13 protein-coding genes and 1 pseudogene are annotated in these 17840 nt (G+C 72.5%); 10 read left to right on the plus strand and 4 right to left on the minus strand.

The window, feature by feature from the left end:
• Positions 1–92 precede the first annotated feature (92 nt).
• Both CHR28_RS11375 and CHR28_RS11380 read right to left on the minus strand, forming a co-directional pair.
• Positions 93–1778 carry an IclR family transcriptional regulator domain-containing protein gene (locus tag CHR28_RS11375; protein WP_094053433.1) on the minus strand — a complete coding sequence of 562 codons (1686 nt, stop codon included), beginning with the start codon at positions 1776–1778 and terminating at the stop codon, positions 93–95.
• Positions 1779–2028: 250 nt separating this feature from the next.
• The gene (locus CHR28_RS11380; protein ID WP_094053434.1) at positions 2029–3441 is read right to left on the minus strand and encodes a M6 family metalloprotease domain-containing protein; all 1413 of its coding nucleotides are present in this window, start codon (positions 3439–3441) and stop codon (positions 2029–2031) included.
• A gap of 290 nt (positions 3442–3731) precedes the next feature.
• Between CHR28_RS11380 and CHR28_RS11385 the strand changes: the two genes are divergently transcribed.
• Together CHR28_RS11385 and CHR28_RS11390 are read left to right on the plus strand one after the other, a co-directional pair.
• Positions 3732–4385: a TetR/AcrR family transcriptional regulator gene (locus CHR28_RS11385; protein WP_094053435.1), complete on the plus strand. Its 654-nt coding sequence runs from the start codon at positions 3732–3734 to the stop codon at positions 4383–4385.
• Positions 4386–4649: 264 nt separating this feature from the next.
• A complete protein-coding gene (locus CHR28_RS11390) occupies positions 4650–6179 on the plus strand; it encodes an MFS transporter (RefSeq protein ID WP_094053436.1) in 1530 nt (509 codons plus the stop codon).
• A gap of 274 nt (positions 6180–6453) precedes the next feature.
• Here the strand turns inward: CHR28_RS11390 and CHR28_RS11395 are convergent, their stop codons facing one another.
• Positions 6454–6987, minus strand: a complete 534-nt coding sequence (locus CHR28_RS11395; RefSeq protein WP_094053585.1) for a MarR family winged helix-turn-helix transcriptional regulator — start codon at positions 6985–6987, stop codon at positions 6454–6456.
• Positions 6988–7073: 86 nt separating this feature from the next.
• Between CHR28_RS11395 and CHR28_RS11400 the strand changes: the two genes are divergently transcribed.
• The 3 genes and pseudogenes from CHR28_RS11400 to CHR28_RS38960 form a co-directional block, all read left to right on the plus strand.
• On the plus strand, positions 7074–7859 hold the full coding sequence (locus tag CHR28_RS11400; protein WP_179272395.1) for a dioxygenase family protein: 786 nt from the start codon (positions 7074–7076) through the stop codon (positions 7857–7859).
• 446 nt (positions 7860–8305) lie between these two features.
• Positions 8306–9304, plus strand: a complete 999-nt coding sequence (locus CHR28_RS11405) for a sigma-70 family RNA polymerase sigma factor (protein WP_094053437.1) — start codon at positions 8306–8308, stop codon at positions 9302–9304.
• A 480-nt stretch (positions 9305–9784) separates the two neighbouring features.
• Positions 9785–10237: pseudogene (locus CHR28_RS38960) on the plus strand (TetR/AcrR family transcriptional regulator); the annotation flags it as partial.
• 406 nt (positions 10238–10643) lie between these two features.
• Here the strand turns inward: CHR28_RS38960 and CHR28_RS11425 are convergent.
• On the minus strand, positions 10644–11609 hold the full coding sequence (locus tag CHR28_RS11425) for a helix-turn-helix transcriptional regulator (protein WP_094053438.1): 966 nt from the start codon (positions 11607–11609) through the stop codon (positions 10644–10646).
• A gap of 61 nt (positions 11610–11670) precedes the next feature.
• Here CHR28_RS11425 and CHR28_RS11430 point away from each other — a divergent pair, with 61 nt between their 5' ends.
• The 5 genes from CHR28_RS11430 to CHR28_RS37750 all read left to right on the plus strand — a co-directional run bounded on the left by CHR28_RS11430 (position 11671) and on the right by CHR28_RS37750 (position 17835).
• Entirely contained in the window at positions 11671–13167 is a 1497-nt protein-coding gene (locus tag CHR28_RS11430) for an MFS transporter (RefSeq protein ID WP_094053587.1), read from the plus strand.
• A 272-nt stretch (positions 13168–13439) separates the two neighbouring features.
• A complete protein-coding gene (locus CHR28_RS11435) occupies positions 13440–14201 on the plus strand; it encodes a DeoR/GlpR family DNA-binding transcription regulator (RefSeq protein ID WP_094053439.1) in 762 nt (253 codons plus the stop codon).
• Positions 14198–15145, plus strand: a complete 948-nt coding sequence (gene pfkB, locus CHR28_RS11440; protein ID WP_094053440.1) for a 1-phosphofructokinase — start codon at positions 14198–14200, stop codon at positions 15143–15145. Before CHR28_RS11435 ends, pfkB begins: the two co-directional genes overlap by 4 nt.
• A gap of 183 nt (positions 15146–15328) precedes the next feature.
• A complete protein-coding gene (locus CHR28_RS11445; RefSeq protein WP_094053441.1) occupies positions 15329–17530 on the plus strand; it encodes a PTS fructose transporter subunit IIABC in 2202 nt (733 codons plus the stop codon).
• Between the two features lie 149 nt (positions 17531–17679).
• Positions 17680–17835, plus strand: coding sequence for a hypothetical protein (locus CHR28_RS37750; RefSeq protein ID WP_179272396.1), 156 nt, complete (start codon positions 17680–17682; stop codon positions 17833–17835).
• Positions 17836–17840 lie beyond the last annotated feature (5 nt).

The raw sequence follows: 17840 nt of genomic DNA on the forward strand, positions 1-17840 counted from the left end.
CCATCCCCCTGTGCCGCCGTGTTCTTCATCCTAGGCAGTCCCACCCGACCAGGCACTCGTACGGCCGGTATCCCTCGGTGGTGGGGGCGGAATCAGGTCAGGGGGACCCGGGTGAAGCGGGACGCTGTGTGGAGGTCGGATTCGATGTGGGTGGCTGTGGTCGTCAGTTCGGGGAGGAGGGCCGTGACGCACTCGTGCGGGGAGTGGCGGCTCGCGTGCGTCGCCGTGCTCAGGGCCGCCACCACCCTGCCCTCGCGGTCGCGGATCGGGACCGCCAGCGAGCGGAGGCCCTCTTCGAGTTCCTCGTCCACCAAGGCGTAGCCCTGGGTGTGGACCGTGGTGCCGGCGTCCGCCAGGAGGACCCGGCCCGAGGCCGTCGCCTGGGCCGGGAGTCTCGTGCCCACCGCGATGTTCACGCTCATCACCCGGCCCGTCGCCACCCGCGCCGTGTACTGGATCTCCTCGCCGGCCTCCACCAGTACCGCCAGTGCCGTCGACTCGTGGATGCGGGACGTCAGGGCGGCCAGGTGCGGCTGGGCGATCTCCGGGAGGGTGGTGCGGGACAGGGGTGGGAAGCCCAGGGAGAGGACCCTGGGGGTGAGGGCGAAGGTGCGGTCGGCCGTGGTCATCAGGCCCAGGTGTTCGTAGGTGATCAGGGCACGGCGGGCCGTCGCCCTGGCCAGGCCCGTCGCCTGGGCCACCTCCGTGAGGGTCAGCCGCGGCCTGCCCTCGCCGAAGGCCGTGAGCACCGTCAGGCCCCGCGCCAGGGACTCGATGAAGTCGCGGCCCAGCTGCAGTTTCGACGCGCCGGTCCACAGTGCCAGGTCGGCGGGGCGCGGGCCCGGCTCCGGGGGTGGGGTGCGGTGGAGTTCCTCCTCCATCCGCGCCACCGCCGACCGCAGCCTCGGCAGCAGGGCCTCGCGCAGGCCGTGGGCCGTGTGGCGGCTCGTGTGGCTGACCACGCTCGCCACGCACGCCACCTTCCGGTCCTCTCCGCGGACCGGGACCGAGATCGCCACCAGGCCCGGTTCGATCAGCTGGTCGTCCAGGGCCCAGCCGTGCGCCGACGCCTCCTCCGTGCGGCGGACGAAGTCGAAGTCTTCGCCGTGTGCCGGATTCGAACCGTGTGCTGGATTCGACCCGTGTGTCGGATTCGTTCCGTGCGTCGCGTCCAGTCCGTGCGTGCGTGGCGGTACGGCTGTGAACGACAGGTCCCTCGGGTCCGCCGCTCTGCGCTCGCGCCAGCGCTGCCAGTCCGCGGGCGTCCACTCCGTGGCGAACAGCGGGCCCGGGGCCGTGCGTTCGGCGGGGAGCAGGTCGCCGATGCGGAAGCTGAGGGACATCGCGCGGCGGCGGGTCGCCTGGTGGATGAAGCGGATGCCGTCCTGGTCGGCGACCGCGAGGGAGACCGACTCGTCCAGTTCGTCGGCCAGGGCGTCCGCGTACGGGGAGAGCAGGGAGGGGAGGCGCAGGGCAGCCAGGTAGGCGTTGCCCAGCTCCATCAGGCGGGGGGCCAGGAAGACGTCCCGGCCGTCCACGCGGACGTAGCCCATGCGGGCGAGCGTGGCCGTGATGCGGTCGACCGTGGAGCGGGCGAGGCCCGTGGCCCGTTCGAGGGCGCTCAGGCTCAGCGTGCCGTTCGCGTCGGTCAGTTCGCGCAGCACGGTGATGCCGCGGATGAGGGGGGTGACCGCCTCGGCCGGGGTGCCACCGGACCGTTGCCCGGCGGAACCCTCCAGGGGCTCGGGCTCGGGCTCGGGCGTGGGATTCGCTGGCATCGGCTCTCCGGTACGGCGGTCTGGGCAGGCCCACCGTAATCCGCCCGCCGTGATCCGGACCGGCCCGCCGTGATCCGGACCGGCCAGCCGTGATCCGGACCGGCCCGCCGTGATCCGGACCGGCCCACCGTGGTCCGGAACCGGGACGCCGGCGTCCGGAGGGACCCGGGCTCGCCCTTCGGCCTACGTACCTCTGGGCTCTACGAACCTCTGGGCTCCACCGAGGTGGACGCCCCGGTCCTGCCTCCCCTCAGCTCCGCTGCCCCTGCTCCTCCCGCGTGACCCGTACCCGGTGATTGCCCTTCCCGTCCACGCCCGTCACCTCGATCGTGATGCCCCTGCGCGCGTCCCTGAAGGTCTCCCCGGGGACGAAGGGCGCGTCGGAGAGTTCCGCGTGGACGTTGGGGGCGCGGGTGCAGCCGCCGCTGTCGGGGCGGGAGTCGCGGACCGTGACCGGGCCCATGCCCGTGTCCACCTCCGCGTCGACCTGGTAGACCAGCACGCCCGGGCGGCACACCGTCTCGTCGTTGCCGCCGCGCGTACGGAGTTCCAGGGCGTAACCGGTCCCGGTGTCCAGGGGTACGACGACCAGCTTGGAGCCGCCCGCGTGGGCCAGTGGCGTCAGGGTGTACTCGGTCGGGCCGCGGGACGTCGCGCAGTGCACCTGGGCCGCGTCCAGCCAGCCCAGCTTCCACTTGTGCCAGCCGAGGAAGTCGTTGTTGGCGCCCCAGTCCTCGCTCATGATGTCCCAGTGCCCGACCGCGCCCCCGCCCTCGGCGGTGTACAGGTCGGGCAGGCCGAAGACGTGGCCGTTCTCGTGGGGCAGCACGCGGTAGCCGGTGCGGTGGTAGGAGCCGGAGCCGTCGTCCTGGCGGGAGTAGACGAACGAGGCGTTGGCCACGGCGATCCCGTCGGCTCTCGGGGCCTCGGGGTTGCCCGCGAAGGTGACGGACAGGACCGTGTCCAGGGCGGAGGGGCCGGCGTTCGGGGTGACCAGGACGTTCAGCAGGTCGTAGTCGCCGAAGTCCACCTTCGGGTCGGCCGCCGCGACGAGGTCCTGGACCAGCTCGCGGTAGCCGGGCTCGAACGGGGCCCCGCGCTCTATGCCGTACTCGCGGAACGACTTGGGCATCCGCAGCCACTCCGGGATCGGGGTCTCGGGGCGGTAGTCCAGGCGGCCGTAGGAGCTGGTGCGGAACCACTCGCGGGTCTGCGGGAAGAACTCCTTGAAGCGGTCCTGGGCGCTGCCCTCGCCGGGGGCGTCCGAGAAGTCGATCATCAGGGTGAGGGCGCGGACGGTGCCGGTGGAGCGGGAGTAGCCCTCCGAGGTGGGGATGCCCTCGGACATCTGGACCTCGCGGGCGCCGCGGATCAGGCAGGGGGCGTGGGCGGAGGTGCGCGAGAGGGATATCGGGCCCGCGCCGGCCGCCGTGGTGCCCGGGGCGAGATGGGCCGTGCCGGCCGAGGTGCTGACCGTGAAGGTCAGGGCGGAGACGCAGGCCAGTGCGGCCAGACGGCGCCGGGGTATCCGGCCGCCCGGCGGCCCGCACCGGCCGGGCCGGCCCGGTCCGCACCTGCCCGGCCGGTTCGGGCCGGACCTCGACGAAGGCGGTTGGGGCGGCTGGGGTGGCCGGGGTGGTTGGGGCGGCTGGGGTGGCTGCATGTCAGGCACCTGCAAGGGACCTCCCGCGCCACGGCAGCCTCCGGTCTCCGGCTGCACCCTTGCGCTCACCCTGCGTCGCGGGGTGCGCGGGCGCGCGCTGGGGGAGACCGATCGTGGGTTTCCGGCCGGTAGCCCTGCCGGGCCCGCTGCATGTGACCCAGGTCACAAATAAATTCCCCGTGGGCGGGAAATACCGGGGACCCACTCCCCGTTTAGCTAGGTGTCCGCGCGAAACGGGGAGAGCTTCCCCGGATCGCAGACCGTAGATCACCACTGACCAGGAGTACGCCGTGCAGACCGCGACCCCCGCACCGCGCAAGGCGCCCCGGCCTCGCGCCGACGCCCTGCGCAACCGGGAGCGGATCGTCACCGCCGCCCGGGAGATGTTCGTCGAGCACGGCCCCGACGTGCCGCTCGACGAGATCGCCCGCCGGGCCGGTGTCGGCAACGCCACGGTGTACCGCAACTTCCCGGACCGCGATGCGCTGGTCCGCGAGGTCGTCTGCTCCGTCATGGACCGGACGGCCGCCGCGGCCGAGCTCGCGCTCGCCGAGACCGGCGACGCGTTCGAGGCGCTGGAGCGCTTCGTGCACGCCGCCGCCGACGAGCGGATCAGCGCGCTGTGCCCGATGGTCGCCAGCACGTTCGACAAGCACCACCCGGACCTGGAGGCCGCGCGGGAGCGGGTCGAGCGGCTGGTCGCGGAGGTCATGGACCGGGCCAGGACGGCCGGTCAGCTCCGCTCCGACGTGGACGTCGGGGACGTGATGATCGCCGTGGCCCAGCTCAGCCGGCCCCCGGCCGGTACGGACTGCTTCCGCGCCGACCGCTTCGTCCACCGTCATCTCCAGCTGTTCCTGGACGGGCTGCGGGCTCCGGCCCGCTCCACCCTGCCCGGAACGGCCGTGACCCTGGAGGACCTTCGCAAGCCCTGCCCGTCCTGACCGATTAGTTCAGCTCGTCCCAGCCGTCTGAAACACGGGCGACAGCCAGTCGTCTGCAGCACGGACGACAGCCAGCCGCCTGAAACACCGGCGACAGCCAGTCGTCTGCAGCGCGGACGACAGTCCCACGACACTCCGACACGGCCGTCATCGTCGACGAGCCCCTGCCTTTCGGTGCCACCTTTCGGCGCCATCCTCCGTCGTCACCTTTTGTCGCCCTTTTTCCGTCCCGTTCCGTCACGAAGTCCCGAAGTGGGTACCCCCATGTCTGAAACAGCCGTAAAGGCACCGAGCGTCCCGGACGCCAATCGCTGGAAAGCGCTGGTCTTCATCGCCCTCGCCCAGCTGATGGTCGTCCTCGACGCGACCATCGTGAACATCGCCCTGCCCTCCGCCCAGCAGGACCTCGGCATCTCCGACGGCAACCGGCAGTGGGTCGTCACGGCCTACGCCCTCGCCTTCGGCGGTCTGCTGCTGTTCGGCGGCCGGATAGCCGACCTGTGGGGCCGCAAGAAGGCCTTCGTCGTCGGTCTGGGCGGCTTCGCCGCGGCCTCCGCGCTCGGCGGCGCGGCCACCAACGAGGCGATGATGTTCGGTGCCCGCGCCCTCCAGGGTGTCTTCGGCGCCCTGCTCGCGCCCGCCGCGCTCTCCCTGCTGGCCGTGATGTTCACCGACGCCAAGGAGCGCGCCAAGGCGTTCGGCATCTACGGCGCGATCGCCGGTGGTGGCGGTGCCGTCGGCCTGATCCTGGGCGGCTTCCTCACCGAGTACCTCGACTGGCGCTGGACGTTCTTCGTGAACATCCCGTTCGCCGTCGTCGCCGCGGCCGGTGCGTACTTCGTCATCCGTGAGCCCGAGGGCGGCCGCAACCGCTCCCCGCTCGACATCCCCGGCGTGATCCTGTCCACCCTCGGCCTGGTCGCCCTGGTCTACGGCTTCACCCGCGCCGAGTCGGACGGCTGGAGCGACGCCGTGACCGTGGGCATGTTCGTCGCCTCGGCGGTGCTGCTGCTGGCCTTCGTGGTCGTCGAGTCCAAGGTCAAGGCCCCGCTGCTGCCGCTGCGCGTGGTCACCGAGCGCAACCGCGGGGGCATCTACCTGTCCCTCGGTCTCGCGATCATCGCGATGTTCGGCCTGTTCCTCTTCCTGACCTACTACCTGCAGATCGTGAAGGGCTACTCGCCGGTCAAGACCGGTTTCGCCTTCCTGCCGATGATCGCGGGCATGATCACCGGCTCCACGCAGATCGGCACCCGTCTGATGACCCGGGTCGCCCCGCGCCTGCTGATGGGCCCCGGCTTCCTGGTCGCCGCGCTCGGCATGCTGCTGCTGACGCAGCTGGAGATCGGCTCCTCGTACGCGGCCCTGCTGCTGCCTGCGATGCTGCTGCTCGGCCTCGGCATGGGTACGGCGTTCATGCCGGCCATGTCGCTGGCCACCCAGGGCGTCGAGCCCCGGGACTCCGGTGTCGCCTCCGCGATGGTCAACACCTCGCAGCAGGTGGGCGGCGCGATCGGCACGGCCCTGCTGAACACCATCGCCGCCTCGGCGACCACCTCCTACATCGCCGACCACATCGTGGGGGCGACCAGCCGGTCCCAGCAGCAGCTGGTCCAGCTGGAGGGCATGGTGCAGGGCTACACCAGCGCCATCTGGTTCGCCGTGGGCATCCTCGTGGTGGCCGCCACGATCGCCCTGACCTTCGTCAACGCCGGCCGCCCGAACATGACCGCGGTGACCGGCTCCGACGAGGGCGCGGCGGACGAGGTGCAGATCCCGGTCGTCGCCCACTGAGCGGCGGGACCCACGGGACCCACTGAGCGGCGGGACCCACGGGACCCACTGAGCGGCGGGACCCACGGGACCCACTGAGCGGCGGGACCCACGGGACCCACTGAGCGGCGGGACCCGCTGAGCGGCATCGCCCGCCCAGCGGCGGAGCCCACTGAGCGGCGACGCCCGGTCAGCGGCGGCGCCCACCCCTTCGGGCCCCTCACGGGCACTTCGGGCCATCCGTAGGCCGGGGAAGGGGACGCCCCGGCCTACGGAATCCAGGACCTGCCCCGGCTCAGCGGAGCCAGGGCAGGTCCGCACCGGCTTCGGCCGGCTGAAGTCCCTCGGCGATGATCCGCATGATCTCGCCGAGGGACTTCTGCTGTTCCGGGGTGAGCCGGTCGAAGACCGCCTGGCGCACGGCCTGCACATGGCCCGGCGCGGTCTTCCGCAGCACCTCGTAGCCCTCGTCCGTCAGCACGGCGAACTGGCCCCGCTTGTCGTCGGGGCAGTTCTCGCGGCGCACCCAGCCGTTCTTCTCCAGGCGCGCGATCGCGTGCGAGAGACGGGAGCGGGTGATCTTCGCCAGCATCGCCAGCTCGGTCATCCGCAGCCGCCGCCGCGGCGCCTCGGCGAGCTTGACCAGGAGGCCGTAGTAGACGTGCGGCATGCCCGCGTCGCGCTGGAGCTGACGGTCGAGATGGTCGTCGAGGAGGGTGACGCCCTCCATGAACGAACGCCAGACGCGCTGCTCCTCGTCGGTGAGCCAGCGTGGTTCCTGGGGCTCCGCGGTGGAGCCGGTTGCCGGTGCGGATGCGGGTGCCTTCATGCGTTCCACTGTACGCGGACTCTCCTTGAACTTTCAACAAGTGTGTCGTACAGTTTTCAAGTACCACGGATGGAAGGAGCCGCAGCATGTCCGCCGCCACTCAGGAGCGCATGCCCGCTCTGTACCTCAGCCATGGCGCGCCGCCCCTGGCGGACGACCCGGTCTGGCCCGGCGAACTCGCCGCCTGGTCCGCCGGCCTGCCCCGGCCCAAGGCGATCCTTGTGGTCTCCGCGCACTGGGAGGAGGCCCCGCTCGCCCTCGGCGCCACCGAGACCGTCCCGCTCGTCTACGACTTCTGGGGCTTCCCTGAGCACTACTACCGGGTGAGGTACGACGCCCCCGGCGCACCGGAGCTCGCCGAGTCCGTACGGAAGCTGCTGCGCGCCCCGGGGATGCCCGTGCAGGACGTGCCCGACCGGGGTCTCGACCACGGCGCGTACGTCCCGCTGGTGGAGATGTACCCGGGCGCGGACATCCCCGTCCTCCAGATCTCCATGCCGACGCTCGACCCGGTCCGGCTGCTGGAGATCGGCCGCAGGCTCGCCCCGCTGCGGGACGAGGGCGTGCTGATCGTCGGCTCCGGCTTCTTCACCCACAACCTGGCAGCCCTGCGGCAGGGCGGCATCCCCGCCTGGTCGGCCGAGTTCGACGACTGGGGCCGGCGCGCGCTGGAGTCGCGGGACGTGGACGCCCTGCTCGACTTCACCCGCAAGTCGCCCGCCGGGCGGCTCGCCCACCCGCGCACCGAGCACTTCGCCCCGCTCTTCGTCACCATGGGCGCGGCCGACGCCACCGGTGAACTGGACGCGCAGAAGTCGGTGATCGACGGGTTCTGGATGGGACTGGCGAAGCGGTCGGTGCAGTTCGGCTGAGGGCTTCCCCTCTGCGGCTTCCTTCGTGTGGGGCCGTGGGTCCCCGAGCGTGGCAACCATCAGCGGGCACGGCCCGTCTTCCAGGTGGGAGAGCGGCCGGAGTCGCGGTCCTGCGGAGTGAAGATCGCGGTGTCGCGTGTGAGCGCCGTCTCACCTTCGTGGGGGTGGGAGCGCGTGGTGAGGGCCGGGAGGGCGTCTTCGACTCCCGGCCTGACCTGCGCCTCCGTGCGTCCCGGCGGTACCGGGCCTCCCCCTGGTCCGGGCAGCGGTCCGACAGGGTACTGCATGATCAGAAAAATTGGAGGCACGGTTGGGAATTCTGTCCTGATTCCAGTCGTTGTTTCCATCGGATGCAGGGCACCCGAGGAGAGTCCGGAGAGAGTCCGGAAGACGGAGTCAGGCGTCCGAAGGACCACCCGCTGACCTCACATCGCAAGGGAGCACGCATGGCAACCCGTGCCGTCGCCCGTCGTCAGTCCGCCACCGGCGAGACGGCCGACGCGGCAAGCAGTGTTCGCGCCCATGGCGGCGAGATCGCCGACCGCGACCTGGTCGGCATGTATCTCGACGAGATCGCGCGCACACCGCTGCTCGACGCAGCCAAGGAAGTCGAGCTGTCGCAGGTCATCGAGGCGGGTGTGTTCGCGAGGCAGGTCCTCGACGGGTACGAGGAGACGAAGACGGACGCGACCCGCGAGGAGCTCGAAGCCCTGGTCGCGGCGGCGGAGCGCGCCAAGGACGTGTTCATCCGCTCCAACCTCCGCCTGGTCGTCGCCGTCGCCCGGCGCTACCCCCGCAGCGGCCTGCCGCTGCTGGACCTGATCCAGGAGGGCAACGCCGGCCTGGTCCGCGCGGTCGAGAAGTTCGACTACCGCAAGGGCTTCAAGTTCTCCACGTACGCCACGTGGTGGATCCGCCAGGCCATCACCCGCTCGATAGCCGACCAGTCCCGCACGATCCGCCTGCCCGTCCACCTCGTGGAGGAGCTCGGCCGGATCCGCCGTGTGCAGCGCGAGTTCAACCGCGAGCACGGCCGGGACCCGGAGCCGGCGGAGATCGCCGCCGAGCTCGGCTCCACGCCGGAGCGCGTCACCGACGTGCTGGACTGGGCCCGCGACCCGGTCTCGCTGAACATGTCGGTGGACGACGAGGGCGAGACCCAGTTCGGCGACCTCCTGGAGGACACCTCCGCGGTGTCGCCCGAGCAGTCGGTGCTCACGCTGCTGCGCAGCGAGGAGCTCGACGACCTCATCGGCCGACTGGACCAGCGCACGGCCTCCATCATCAAGATGCGCTACGGCATCGAGGACGGCCGCGAGCGCACGCTGACCGAGGTGGGCAAGGAGCACGGCCTGACCCGCGAGCGCATCCGCCAGATCGAGAAGCACGCGCTGCTGGAGCTGAAGAAGCTGGCCCGCAGCACCGGTTTCGACGCGGCGGCCTGACCGGCGGTCAGCGTTGATCGCCCCGGCGCACGAGCCGTGGCCCCTGGGTGACGGTTCGTGTGCGCCTGGTGGTCACCGCGTACGCCGGGTGGCGAAAGACCGCGCAAACATGGCGTTGTAACGCCGCTTCAACCCGCAGGGCTCCGGGAACAAGACTTCCGGGTCCATCAGTTCGGGCCCGGGGCCGACCCCCCGGCCCCGCAGAGCCAAGTCCCGTCGCACTCCCCCCGGTGCCGGGACTCTCCCAAGGCCGGGCTTCGGCGTCCCTCCCCCCGGACGCCGGGGCCCGGCTCTCTCTGTGCGCGCACCGGGCCGACCCGCGCCGAGGCGCCGCTGGAGAGCGGGCCACCCCGTACCTGAACCACGGGGTGGCCCGCCAGATGGCAGATTGTGTCACATGGGCATAGCCTGCCGGGCGTGAGCAGCACCACCCCGACCCCGCAGGCCTCGCTGACCGAGCGGCGCAAGGCCGAGACGCGCATGGAGATCGCCCGGGCGGCGGCCGGTCTCTTCGTACGGCACGGACTGCGCGCCACCCGCGCGGAGGACATCGCCCAGGCCGCCGGTATCGCCCCGCGCACCTTCTACCGGTACTTCGCCACCAAGGAGGAGGCCGTCGCCCCGCTGTACGCGGCCGGTGCCCAGCGCTGGGTGGAGGCGGTCCGGGCCGCCCCCGCCGCGGTGAGCGTCGCGCAGGCCCTGGAGGAAGGGGTCCGGCACACCCTCACCCCGGGCGTCGGCGTCTCGGCGTCCTCCTGGGAGTGGGTCCGCACGCTGCTGCGCCTGGCCGCGGCCAACCCGTCGCTGCGCCGGGTGTGGGCGGAGGTGTGCCAGGACTCGGAACGCATGCTGGGGGAGGTGCTGGCGCAACGGGTGACACGTGCCGGTACCGCCACGGGCTCCGCGGCGACGGCCGGGGACGACAACGTTGCCTCCGCCTTTCAACAGCGCCGCGCCGAACGGGAATCGCGCCTCGCCGACCCGCAACCGGGCCTCGCCGACCCGGAACCGGGCCTCGCCGACCCGGAACCGGGTCTCGCCGAAGCGGAACCGGGCCTCGTCGACCGGGAGCTGCGCATCGCCGACTCTGGGCGGCGGCTCGCCGACCCGGAAGGACGGCTCGCCGACTTTGAACCGCGCTTCGCCAGCCCGGAACCGCGCTTCGCCTACGCCGAATCGCGTTTCGCGGCGGCCGTCGCCAGTGCCGCCGTGCGGACCGCGCTCGAAGGCTGGGCCGAAGGGGACGGGCCGGCGGAGGGGCCGGGCAGCCCGGCCGACCTCGCGCTGCGCAACCTCGCGGCCCTGCGGAACTTCCCGTTCGCTCCGTGACCCCGCCGGATCACGCCCCGGCCGCTCTGCTCAGCCGCGCACCCAACTCCCGCACGGCGTCGACCAGTTCCCGGGGCTCGTGCACCCGGAAGTCGCACTCCAGCATGGCCAGCCGGAACGCCACCCACTGCGTCGCGTCCCCCACCGACCCGCGCAGCCGGCAGCTGTGCTCGTCCACCGGCTCCGGTGTGCCCAGCCACCCGGGCAGCCGGGCGGCGACGAAGGCGGCCGGCGCGGCGAACGTGACCTCGAAGTCGTAGGTCCGCTGCTGCCGTTGCATCGAGCGCCGCAGGTACTCCGCGGCGTTCCCCGTCGGCAGCTCGCGCGGCGTGAACCGGGCCCCGGTGGCGAACGGCTCGCTCACCCGGTCGACACGGAAGGTGCGCCAGTCGTCGCGGTCGAGGTCGTACGCCACCAGGTACCAGCGGCGGCCCGTCGACACCAGCCGGTACGGCTCCGTCAGGCGCCGCGACTCGGTGCCGTCCGCGGCCCGGTAGGCGAACCGCAGCCGCTCGTGCCCGGCCACCGTCGAGGCCATGACGGTCAGTGTCTCGGGCGCGATGCTGGGTCCGTCCCCGCTGGTCAGCGGGGTGGTGGCGGCCTGGAGCGTGGTCACGCGATGGCGCAGCCTGCCGGGCAGCACCTGCTCCAGCTTGGCCAGCGCCCGCACCGACGCCTCGTCCAGGCCCTCCACCGCGTGTCCCGCCCCGGCGCGCAGGCCGACCGCGATGGCCACGGCCTCCTCGTCGTCGAGCACGAGCGGCGGCATGGCCTTGCCGGCGACGAGCCGGTAGCCGCCGTCGGCGCCCTTGGTCGCCTGCACGGGATAGCCGAGTTCGCGCAGCCGGTCGATGTCGCGCCGGACCGTGCGGCGGGAGACCCCGAGCCGGTCGGCGAGCTCGCCGCCGGGCCATTCGCGGGGCGTCTGGAGGAGGGAGAGGAGCGTCAGCAGCCGGGCCGGGGTGTCCGTCGTCATGAGGTGAGGATGCCGCACCATTAGGACACGATCTGACCTAGTGGCCTTCTACTGTCACGGCATGAACTCCACCGAGACCACTCCCGGCACGGATCGCCGCCGCTGGTTCGCCCTCGCGATCGTGATGACCGCGGCCTTCATGGACCTCGTCGACGTGACCATCGTCAACATCGCCATCCCGTCCATCCAGCGGGACGCGGGCGCGTCCTTCAGCGAGATCCAGTGGATCACCGCCGGTTACGCCCTCGCCTTCGCCGCCGGGCTGATCACCGGCGGGCGGCTCGGCGACATCCACGGCCGCAAGCGGATCTTCCTCGTCGGCATAGGGGGCTTCACCGTCGCCTCCGCGCTGTGCGGCCTCGCGGTGAACCCGGAGATGCTGGTCGCCTCGCGGTTCCTGCAGGGCGGCATGGCCGCGCTGATGGTGCCGCAGGTGCTGTCGATCGTGCACGCGACCTTCCCGGCGCACGAGCGCGGCAAGGTGTTCGGGCTGTTCGGCGCGGTCGTCGGCCTCGGGGCGGTGTCCGGTCCGCTGCTCGGCGCGCTGCTGACCGAGTGGAACCTGTTCGGCTGGGAGTGGCGCTCGATCTTCCTGATCAACCTGCCCGTCGGTGTCGCCGGCCTGGTCCTCGGCAGCCGTTTCATCACCGAGTCCAGGGCGCCGCGGGCCCTGAAGCTCGACCTCGTGGGGGTCGCACTGGTCACGCTGGGCCTGCTGATGCTGATCTATCCGCTCACCCGCGGCCGTGAGCTGGGCTGGCCGCTGTGGGGTCACCTGTCGATGGCCGGCTCGCTCGTGGTGCTCGCGGTGCTGGTGGCGTACGAGCGGCGCAAGGCCGTGCGGGACGGCTCGCCGCTGGTGGAACTGTCCCTGTTCAAGGTGAAGAGCTTCGCGGCCGGTATCGCCGTACAGACCGTCTTCGGTGTCGCGCTCGGTGTGTTCTTCCTGGTCTGGACGCTGTACATGCAGATCGGGCTGGGCTGGAGCCCGCTGAAGGCCGGGCTGACCGGGGTGCCGTTCTCGATCGCCGTGTCGGCGGCGGCCGGGATGTCGGTGCAGATGCTGGTGCCGCGCTTCGGGCGCAAGGTGCTCCAGGCGGGCGCGCTGGTGATGGCGGCCGGGGTGCTGCTCTACATCTGGGAGTCCGGCCACTACGGCCTCGCGATCACCCCGTGGCAGATGGCACTGCCGCTCGTCGTGATGGGGGTCGGCATGGGCCTGATCGTCGCGCCGCTGACCGACGCGATCCTCTCCGAGGTGCCGCGTGAGCACTCCGGTTCGGCCTCCGGCCTGATCAACACCGTGCAGCAGATGGGCAACGCGCTGGGGCTCGGGCTGGTCTCGGTGGTCTTCTTCGGCACGATCGCCGAGCACCTGCGCCCGGAACAGGTGGGTCCGGCCTTCGCGGACGCCTTCGAGAACGCGCTGGGCTGGGTCGCCGCGGTCATGGGCGCCATCTTCCTGCTGATGTTCGCGCTGCCGAAGCGGCCCGCGCAGCACGTCGAGGGGGAGCAGGAGCCGGCCGGGCGCGAGGACCAGGAACCGGCGCTGGTCTGACCGGTCCGGGGACGCGGAACGGGCTCGGCACTTCGGGTGCCGGGCCCGTCCACGTGTGCGACGGGCCCTTCCCGCGTGTGCGGCGGGGTCGTGCCGCGTGTGCGACGGGCCCCTCCCGCGTGTGCGGCGGGGCCGTCCCGCGTGTGCGACGGGCCCGTCCCGCCGATTTCCGATCATGCCCGATTGGGTCCGAACCTGTTTACTTCGCAGAAATCTCGGCGTAGCCTCCCGCTGAAACCACACGTTCGGGCATGAGGCGGAGGCGAACGGACATGTACGCACCGGAACGGCAGCAGGAGATCCTCCGGCTCGCCCGTGACGGCGGCCGAGTGGATGTCGTGTCGCTGGCCGAGGAGTTCCAGGTGACGGCGGAGACGATCCGCCGGGACCTGAAGGCCCTCGACCGCGCCGGTCTGGTCCGCCGGGTGCACGGCGGGGCCATCCCGGTCGGGCGCCTGGACTTCGAGCCGGACCTCGCCGAGCGCGAGTCCACGGCCGCCGACGAGAAGGACCGCATCGCCAAGGCCGCCCTGGTCGAACTGCCCACCGAGGGCACGATGATCCTCGACGCCGGTACGACGGTGGCCCGCATGGCCGCCGCCGTCCCGCTGGAGAGCTCCCTCACCGTCGTCACGCACAGCCTGCCCATCGCGGCGCGCCTCGCCGACCACCCCGGCATCCAGCTCCACCTCGTCGGCGGCCGCGTACGGCACCGCACCCGCGCGGCGGTGGACGCCTGGGCGCTGCGGGCCTACGGCGAGATCCGCGCCGACGTGCTGTTCGTGGCCGCCAACGGCTTCTCCGCCGAACACGGCCTGACCACGCCCGACCTCGCCGAGGCCGCCGTGAAGCGCGCGGCCGTGGCCGCCGCCCGCCGCGTGGTGCTGCTCGCCGACTCCTCCAAGCACGGCCAGGAGCACTTCGCCCGCTTCGGCGACCTGAGCGATGTGGACCTGCTGATCACCGACAGCGGGCTGAGCCCCGAAGACGCCGTCGCGATCGAGCGCGGCGGCACGGAAGTAGTGCGCGCATGATCCTCACCGTCACCCCCAACCCGTCCCTGGACCGCACCTACGAGGTGCCGTCCCTCGACCGCGGCGAGGTCATCCGCGCCACCGGCGAGCGGATGGACCCGGGCGGCAAGGGCGTGAACGTCTCGCGCGCGGTCGCCGCCGCCGGACAGCGCACGGTGGCCGTCCTGCCGCTCGGCGGCGCCCCCGGCGCGCTCGTCGCCGACCTGCTCCACCAGCAGGGCATCGAGGTCGCCCCGGTCCCCGTCGCCGGCGCCACCCGCTCCAACATCGCCCTGGCCGAGGCCGACGGCGTACTGACGAAGATCAACGCGCCCGGCCCGCACCTCACCGGCGCCGAACGCGAACTGCTCCTGGAGACCGTCCGGCAGCAGTCCCGCGACGCCTCCTGGATCGCCTGCTGCGGCAGCCTCCCGCGCGGCCTCGCCCCCGACTGGTACGCCGACCTGGTCGCCCGCACCCACGCCGCCGGTGCCCGGATCGCCCTGGACACCTCCGGCCCCGCCCTGCTCGCGGCCCTGCGCGAACGCCCCGACGTCGTCAAGCCCAACGCCGAGGAACTGTCCGAGGCCGTCGGCCGCCCCCTCGCCACCGTCGCGGACGCCGTGAAAGCCGCCGAGGAACTGCGCGAGATGGGGGCCCGGGCCGTCCTGGCCAGCCTCGGCGCCGACGGGCAGCTGCTCGTGACGGACCAGGGTGCCTGGTTCGGCAGCGCCCGGGTGGACGCCGTACGCAGCAACGTGGGCGCCGGCGACTCCTCCCTCGCCGGTTTCCTGATCGCCGGCGGCAGCGGCCCCGAGGCCCTCGCCTCCGCGGTCGCCCACGGAGCGGCGGCCGTCCGGCTGCCCGGCAGCGTCATGCCCACGCCGGCCGACCTCGACCCGGCGGCGGTGACGGTCACGGCGGACCTGCCCGTCGACCGCGCGCTGACGGAGCCGGTGTCATGACCGGTGCCCCGGCCCACGACGGGCGGCACCCACCGGCACCCGGGCGCCAGACCTCCCCGTCACTCCCCGCGGCCGCCTCGTCCCGCTCGCCTCACCAGCCTCACCCGTCACCCCCCCATCGCACCCCCGTCCCCCTCCCGCCCACCCCACCGACCGGGCGATACGCGTGCTAAGGAGCCCGCGATGAGCGACATGATCACGGCGGAGCTGGTCGACCTCGACCTGTCCGCCGACACCAAGGAAGCGGCGGCCCGTGCCCTCGCCGAGCGCATGGTGGCCCTGGGCCGGGTGACCGACCTGGACGGCTTCCTCGCCGACGTGGCCGCCCGCGAGGCCCAGATGCCGACCGGCCTGGACGGCGGCATCGGCATCCCGCACTGCCGCAGCGCACACGTCACCGAGCCGACGCTCGCCTTCGGGCGCAGCGCGGCCGGGATCGACTTCGGCGCCGCGGACGGCCCCGCCGACCTGATCTTCCTGATCGCCGCGCCCGCCGGCGCCGACGACGCCCATCTGACGATCCTGTCGTCCCTGGCCCGGCAGCTGATGAACAGCGAGTTCACCGATGCCCTGCGCGCGGTGGACGACCCGGCGGCCGCGGCGGCGCTGCTCCGCGGCGACGAGCCGGCGCGGCCCGCCGGGCAGCCGGCCTCCGAAGACCCCGTGGCGTCGGCGGGAGCGGCCTCTCCCGCCGACGCCACGGCCACGGGCCAGGACGCCACCACCGCCACGGGTGAGGTCGGCGCCACGGCCACCGGCGAGGTCGGCGCCACCGCCACGGGTGAGGTCGGCGCCACGGCCACCGGCGAGGACGCCGCCACCGCCACCGGCGAGGACGCCGCCAAGGTCACCGGCAAGGACGACGTCACCGCCACGGGCGAGGACCGCCCGTTCCGGATCGTCGCCGTCACCTCTTGCCCCACCGGCATCGCCCACACCTACATGGCGGCCGAGTCGCTGGAGAACGCCGGCCGCGAGGCCGGCGTCGAACTCACTGTCGAGCCCCAGGGCTCGGCCGGATTCACCCGGCTCGACCCGCGGGTCATCGCGGCGGCCGACGCCGTGATCTTCGCCCACGACGTGCCCGTACGGGAGAAGGAACGCTTCGCCGGCAAGCCGACCGTCGACGTCGGCGTCAAGGCGGGCATCAACCGCCCCGCGGAACTCATCGCCGAGGTCCGCGAGAAGGCCGCCCGCGGCGAGGTCACCGCCGGATCCGCCCCGGCCACGCCCGTGGAGCGCTCCGGCGACTCCGGCGAGGGCTACGGCACCAAGCTGCGCAAGTGGCTGATGTCCGGCGTCAGTTACATGGTGCCGTTCGTCGCCGCGGGCGGTCTGCTGATCGCCCTCGGCTTCGCGATCGGCGGCTACGAGATCAACAAGGCTCCGTCGGTGATGGACCACTTCGTCTGGACGCAGGCCGACAGCTGGGCGGCCCTGCTCTTCCAGATCGGCGGCGTCGCCTTCGGCTTCCTCGTCCCCGTCCTGGCCGGCTACATCGCCTACGGCATGGCCGACCGGCCCGGCCTCGTGCCCGGCTTCGTCGGCGGCGCGATCTCGCTCACCATCAACGCGGGCTTCCTCGGCGGTCTGGCCGCCGGCCTCATCGCCGGTGGCGTGGTGATCGCGATCCAGAAGGTGCGGATCCCGGCGGCGATGCGCGGCATCATGCCGGTGGTGGTGATCCCGCTGATCTCCTCGGCGATCGTCGGGTTCCTGATGTTCGTCGTCATCGGCAAGCCCATCGCCGAGGCCCAGAAGGGCATGACCGACTGGCTGAACGGCCTGTCCGGCTCCAACGCCATCCTGCTCGGCGCCCTCCTCGGCCTGATGATGTGCTTCGACCTCGGTGGCCCCGTCAACAAGGTCGCCTACACCTTCGCCACCGCCGGCATCGCCGTGGCCAGCCCCAGCGACTCGGCGATGAAGATCATGGCCGCGGTGATGGCGGCCGGCATGGTCCCGCCGCTGGCGATGGCCCTGGCGACGACCGTGCGCGGCAAGCTCTTCACGCAGACCGAACGCGAGAACGGCAAGGCCGCCTGGGTGCTCGGCGCCTCCTTCATCTCCGAGGGCGCGATCCCCTTCGCGGCGGCCGACCCGCTGCGCGTCATCCCCGCCTCGATGGCGGGCGGCGCCCTCACCGGCGCCCTGTCGATGGCCTTCGGCGCCACCCTGCGCGCCCCGCACGGCGGCATCTTCGTGGTCCCGCTGATCGGCAACCCGCTGCTCTACCTGGTCGCCATCGCCGCGGGCGTCTGCGTCACCACCGCCCTGGTCGTCGTCCTGAAGGGCCTGCGGAAGCCGGCTCCCGGCGCAACCACGGCCTCCGGTGGGGACACCATGGCACCGGCGGCGGAGCACAAGCAGCCGGTGGCGGCCTGAGGGCCGCGGGCCTGAGATTCACGGGAATCCGAGGCCCGTCGCAGGCCGTCCCTTTCGGGTGGTGTGAGCTGTTCATGCCTCCTGCGAGATAGATCACGAAAATCACGGCCCGGGACCGATGTCCCGGGCCGTGGTGTCTACTGGGGCGCATGCCCGATCACGTCTCCCGGTGGCCCGAGGGCCACTCCCTCCCCGCCCTCCCGCAGCAGCGGCAGACGGGCTCCCGGGCGGAGTCCGTGGAACTGACCCCCGAGGAGAGAGACGCCTTCGCCGCGTTGGTGCGCCACCTCGCCGAAGGCGACTGAACCGC

The organism is Streptomyces sp. XY006 (assembly GCF_002237655.1).
GTDB classification, from domain to species: domain Bacteria; phylum Actinomycetota; class Actinomycetes; order Streptomycetales; family Streptomycetaceae; genus Streptomyces; species Streptomyces levis.

Excerpts from the sequence above, each read along its gene's own strand:
- CHR28_RS11375 (WP_094053433.1), bottom strand. The coding sequence starts at position 1,778 with ATGCCAGCGAATCCCACGCCCGAGCCCGAGCCCGAGCCCCTGGAGGGT.
- CHR28_RS11380 (WP_094053434.1), bottom strand. The coding sequence starts at position 3,441 with ATGCAGCCACCCCAGCCGCCCCAACCACCCCGGCCACCCCAGCCGCCC.
- CHR28_RS11390 (WP_094053436.1), top strand. The coding sequence starts at position 4,650 with ATGTCTGAAACAGCCGTAAAGGCACCGAGCGTCCCGGACGCCAATCGC.
- CHR28_RS11395 (WP_094053585.1), bottom strand. The coding sequence starts at position 6,987 with ATGAAGGCACCCGCATCCGCACCGGCAACCGGCTCCACCGCGGAGCCC.
- CHR28_RS11400 (WP_179272395.1), top strand. The coding sequence starts at position 7,074 with ATGTCCGCCGCCACTCAGGAGCGCATGCCCGCTCTGTACCTCAGCCAT.
- CHR28_RS11405 (WP_094053437.1), top strand. The coding sequence starts at position 8,306 with ATGGCAACCCGTGCCGTCGCCCGTCGTCAGTCCGCCACCGGCGAGACG.
- CHR28_RS11425 (WP_094053438.1), bottom strand. The coding sequence starts at position 11,609 with ATGACGACGGACACCCCGGCCCGGCTGCTGACGCTCCTCTCCCTCCTC.
- CHR28_RS11430 (WP_094053587.1), top strand. The coding sequence starts at position 11,671 with ATGAACTCCACCGAGACCACTCCCGGCACGGATCGCCGCCGCTGGTTC.
- CHR28_RS11435 (WP_094053439.1), top strand. The coding sequence starts at position 13,440 with ATGTACGCACCGGAACGGCAGCAGGAGATCCTCCGGCTCGCCCGTGAC.
- pfkB (WP_094053440.1), top strand. The coding sequence starts at position 14,198 with ATGATCCTCACCGTCACCCCCAACCCGTCCCTGGACCGCACCTACGAG.
- CHR28_RS11445 (WP_094053441.1), top strand. The coding sequence starts at position 15,329 with ATGAGCGACATGATCACGGCGGAGCTGGTCGACCTCGACCTGTCCGCC.
- CHR28_RS37750 (WP_179272396.1), top strand. The coding sequence starts at position 17,680 with ATGCCCGATCACGTCTCCCGGTGGCCCGAGGGCCACTCCCTCCCCGCC.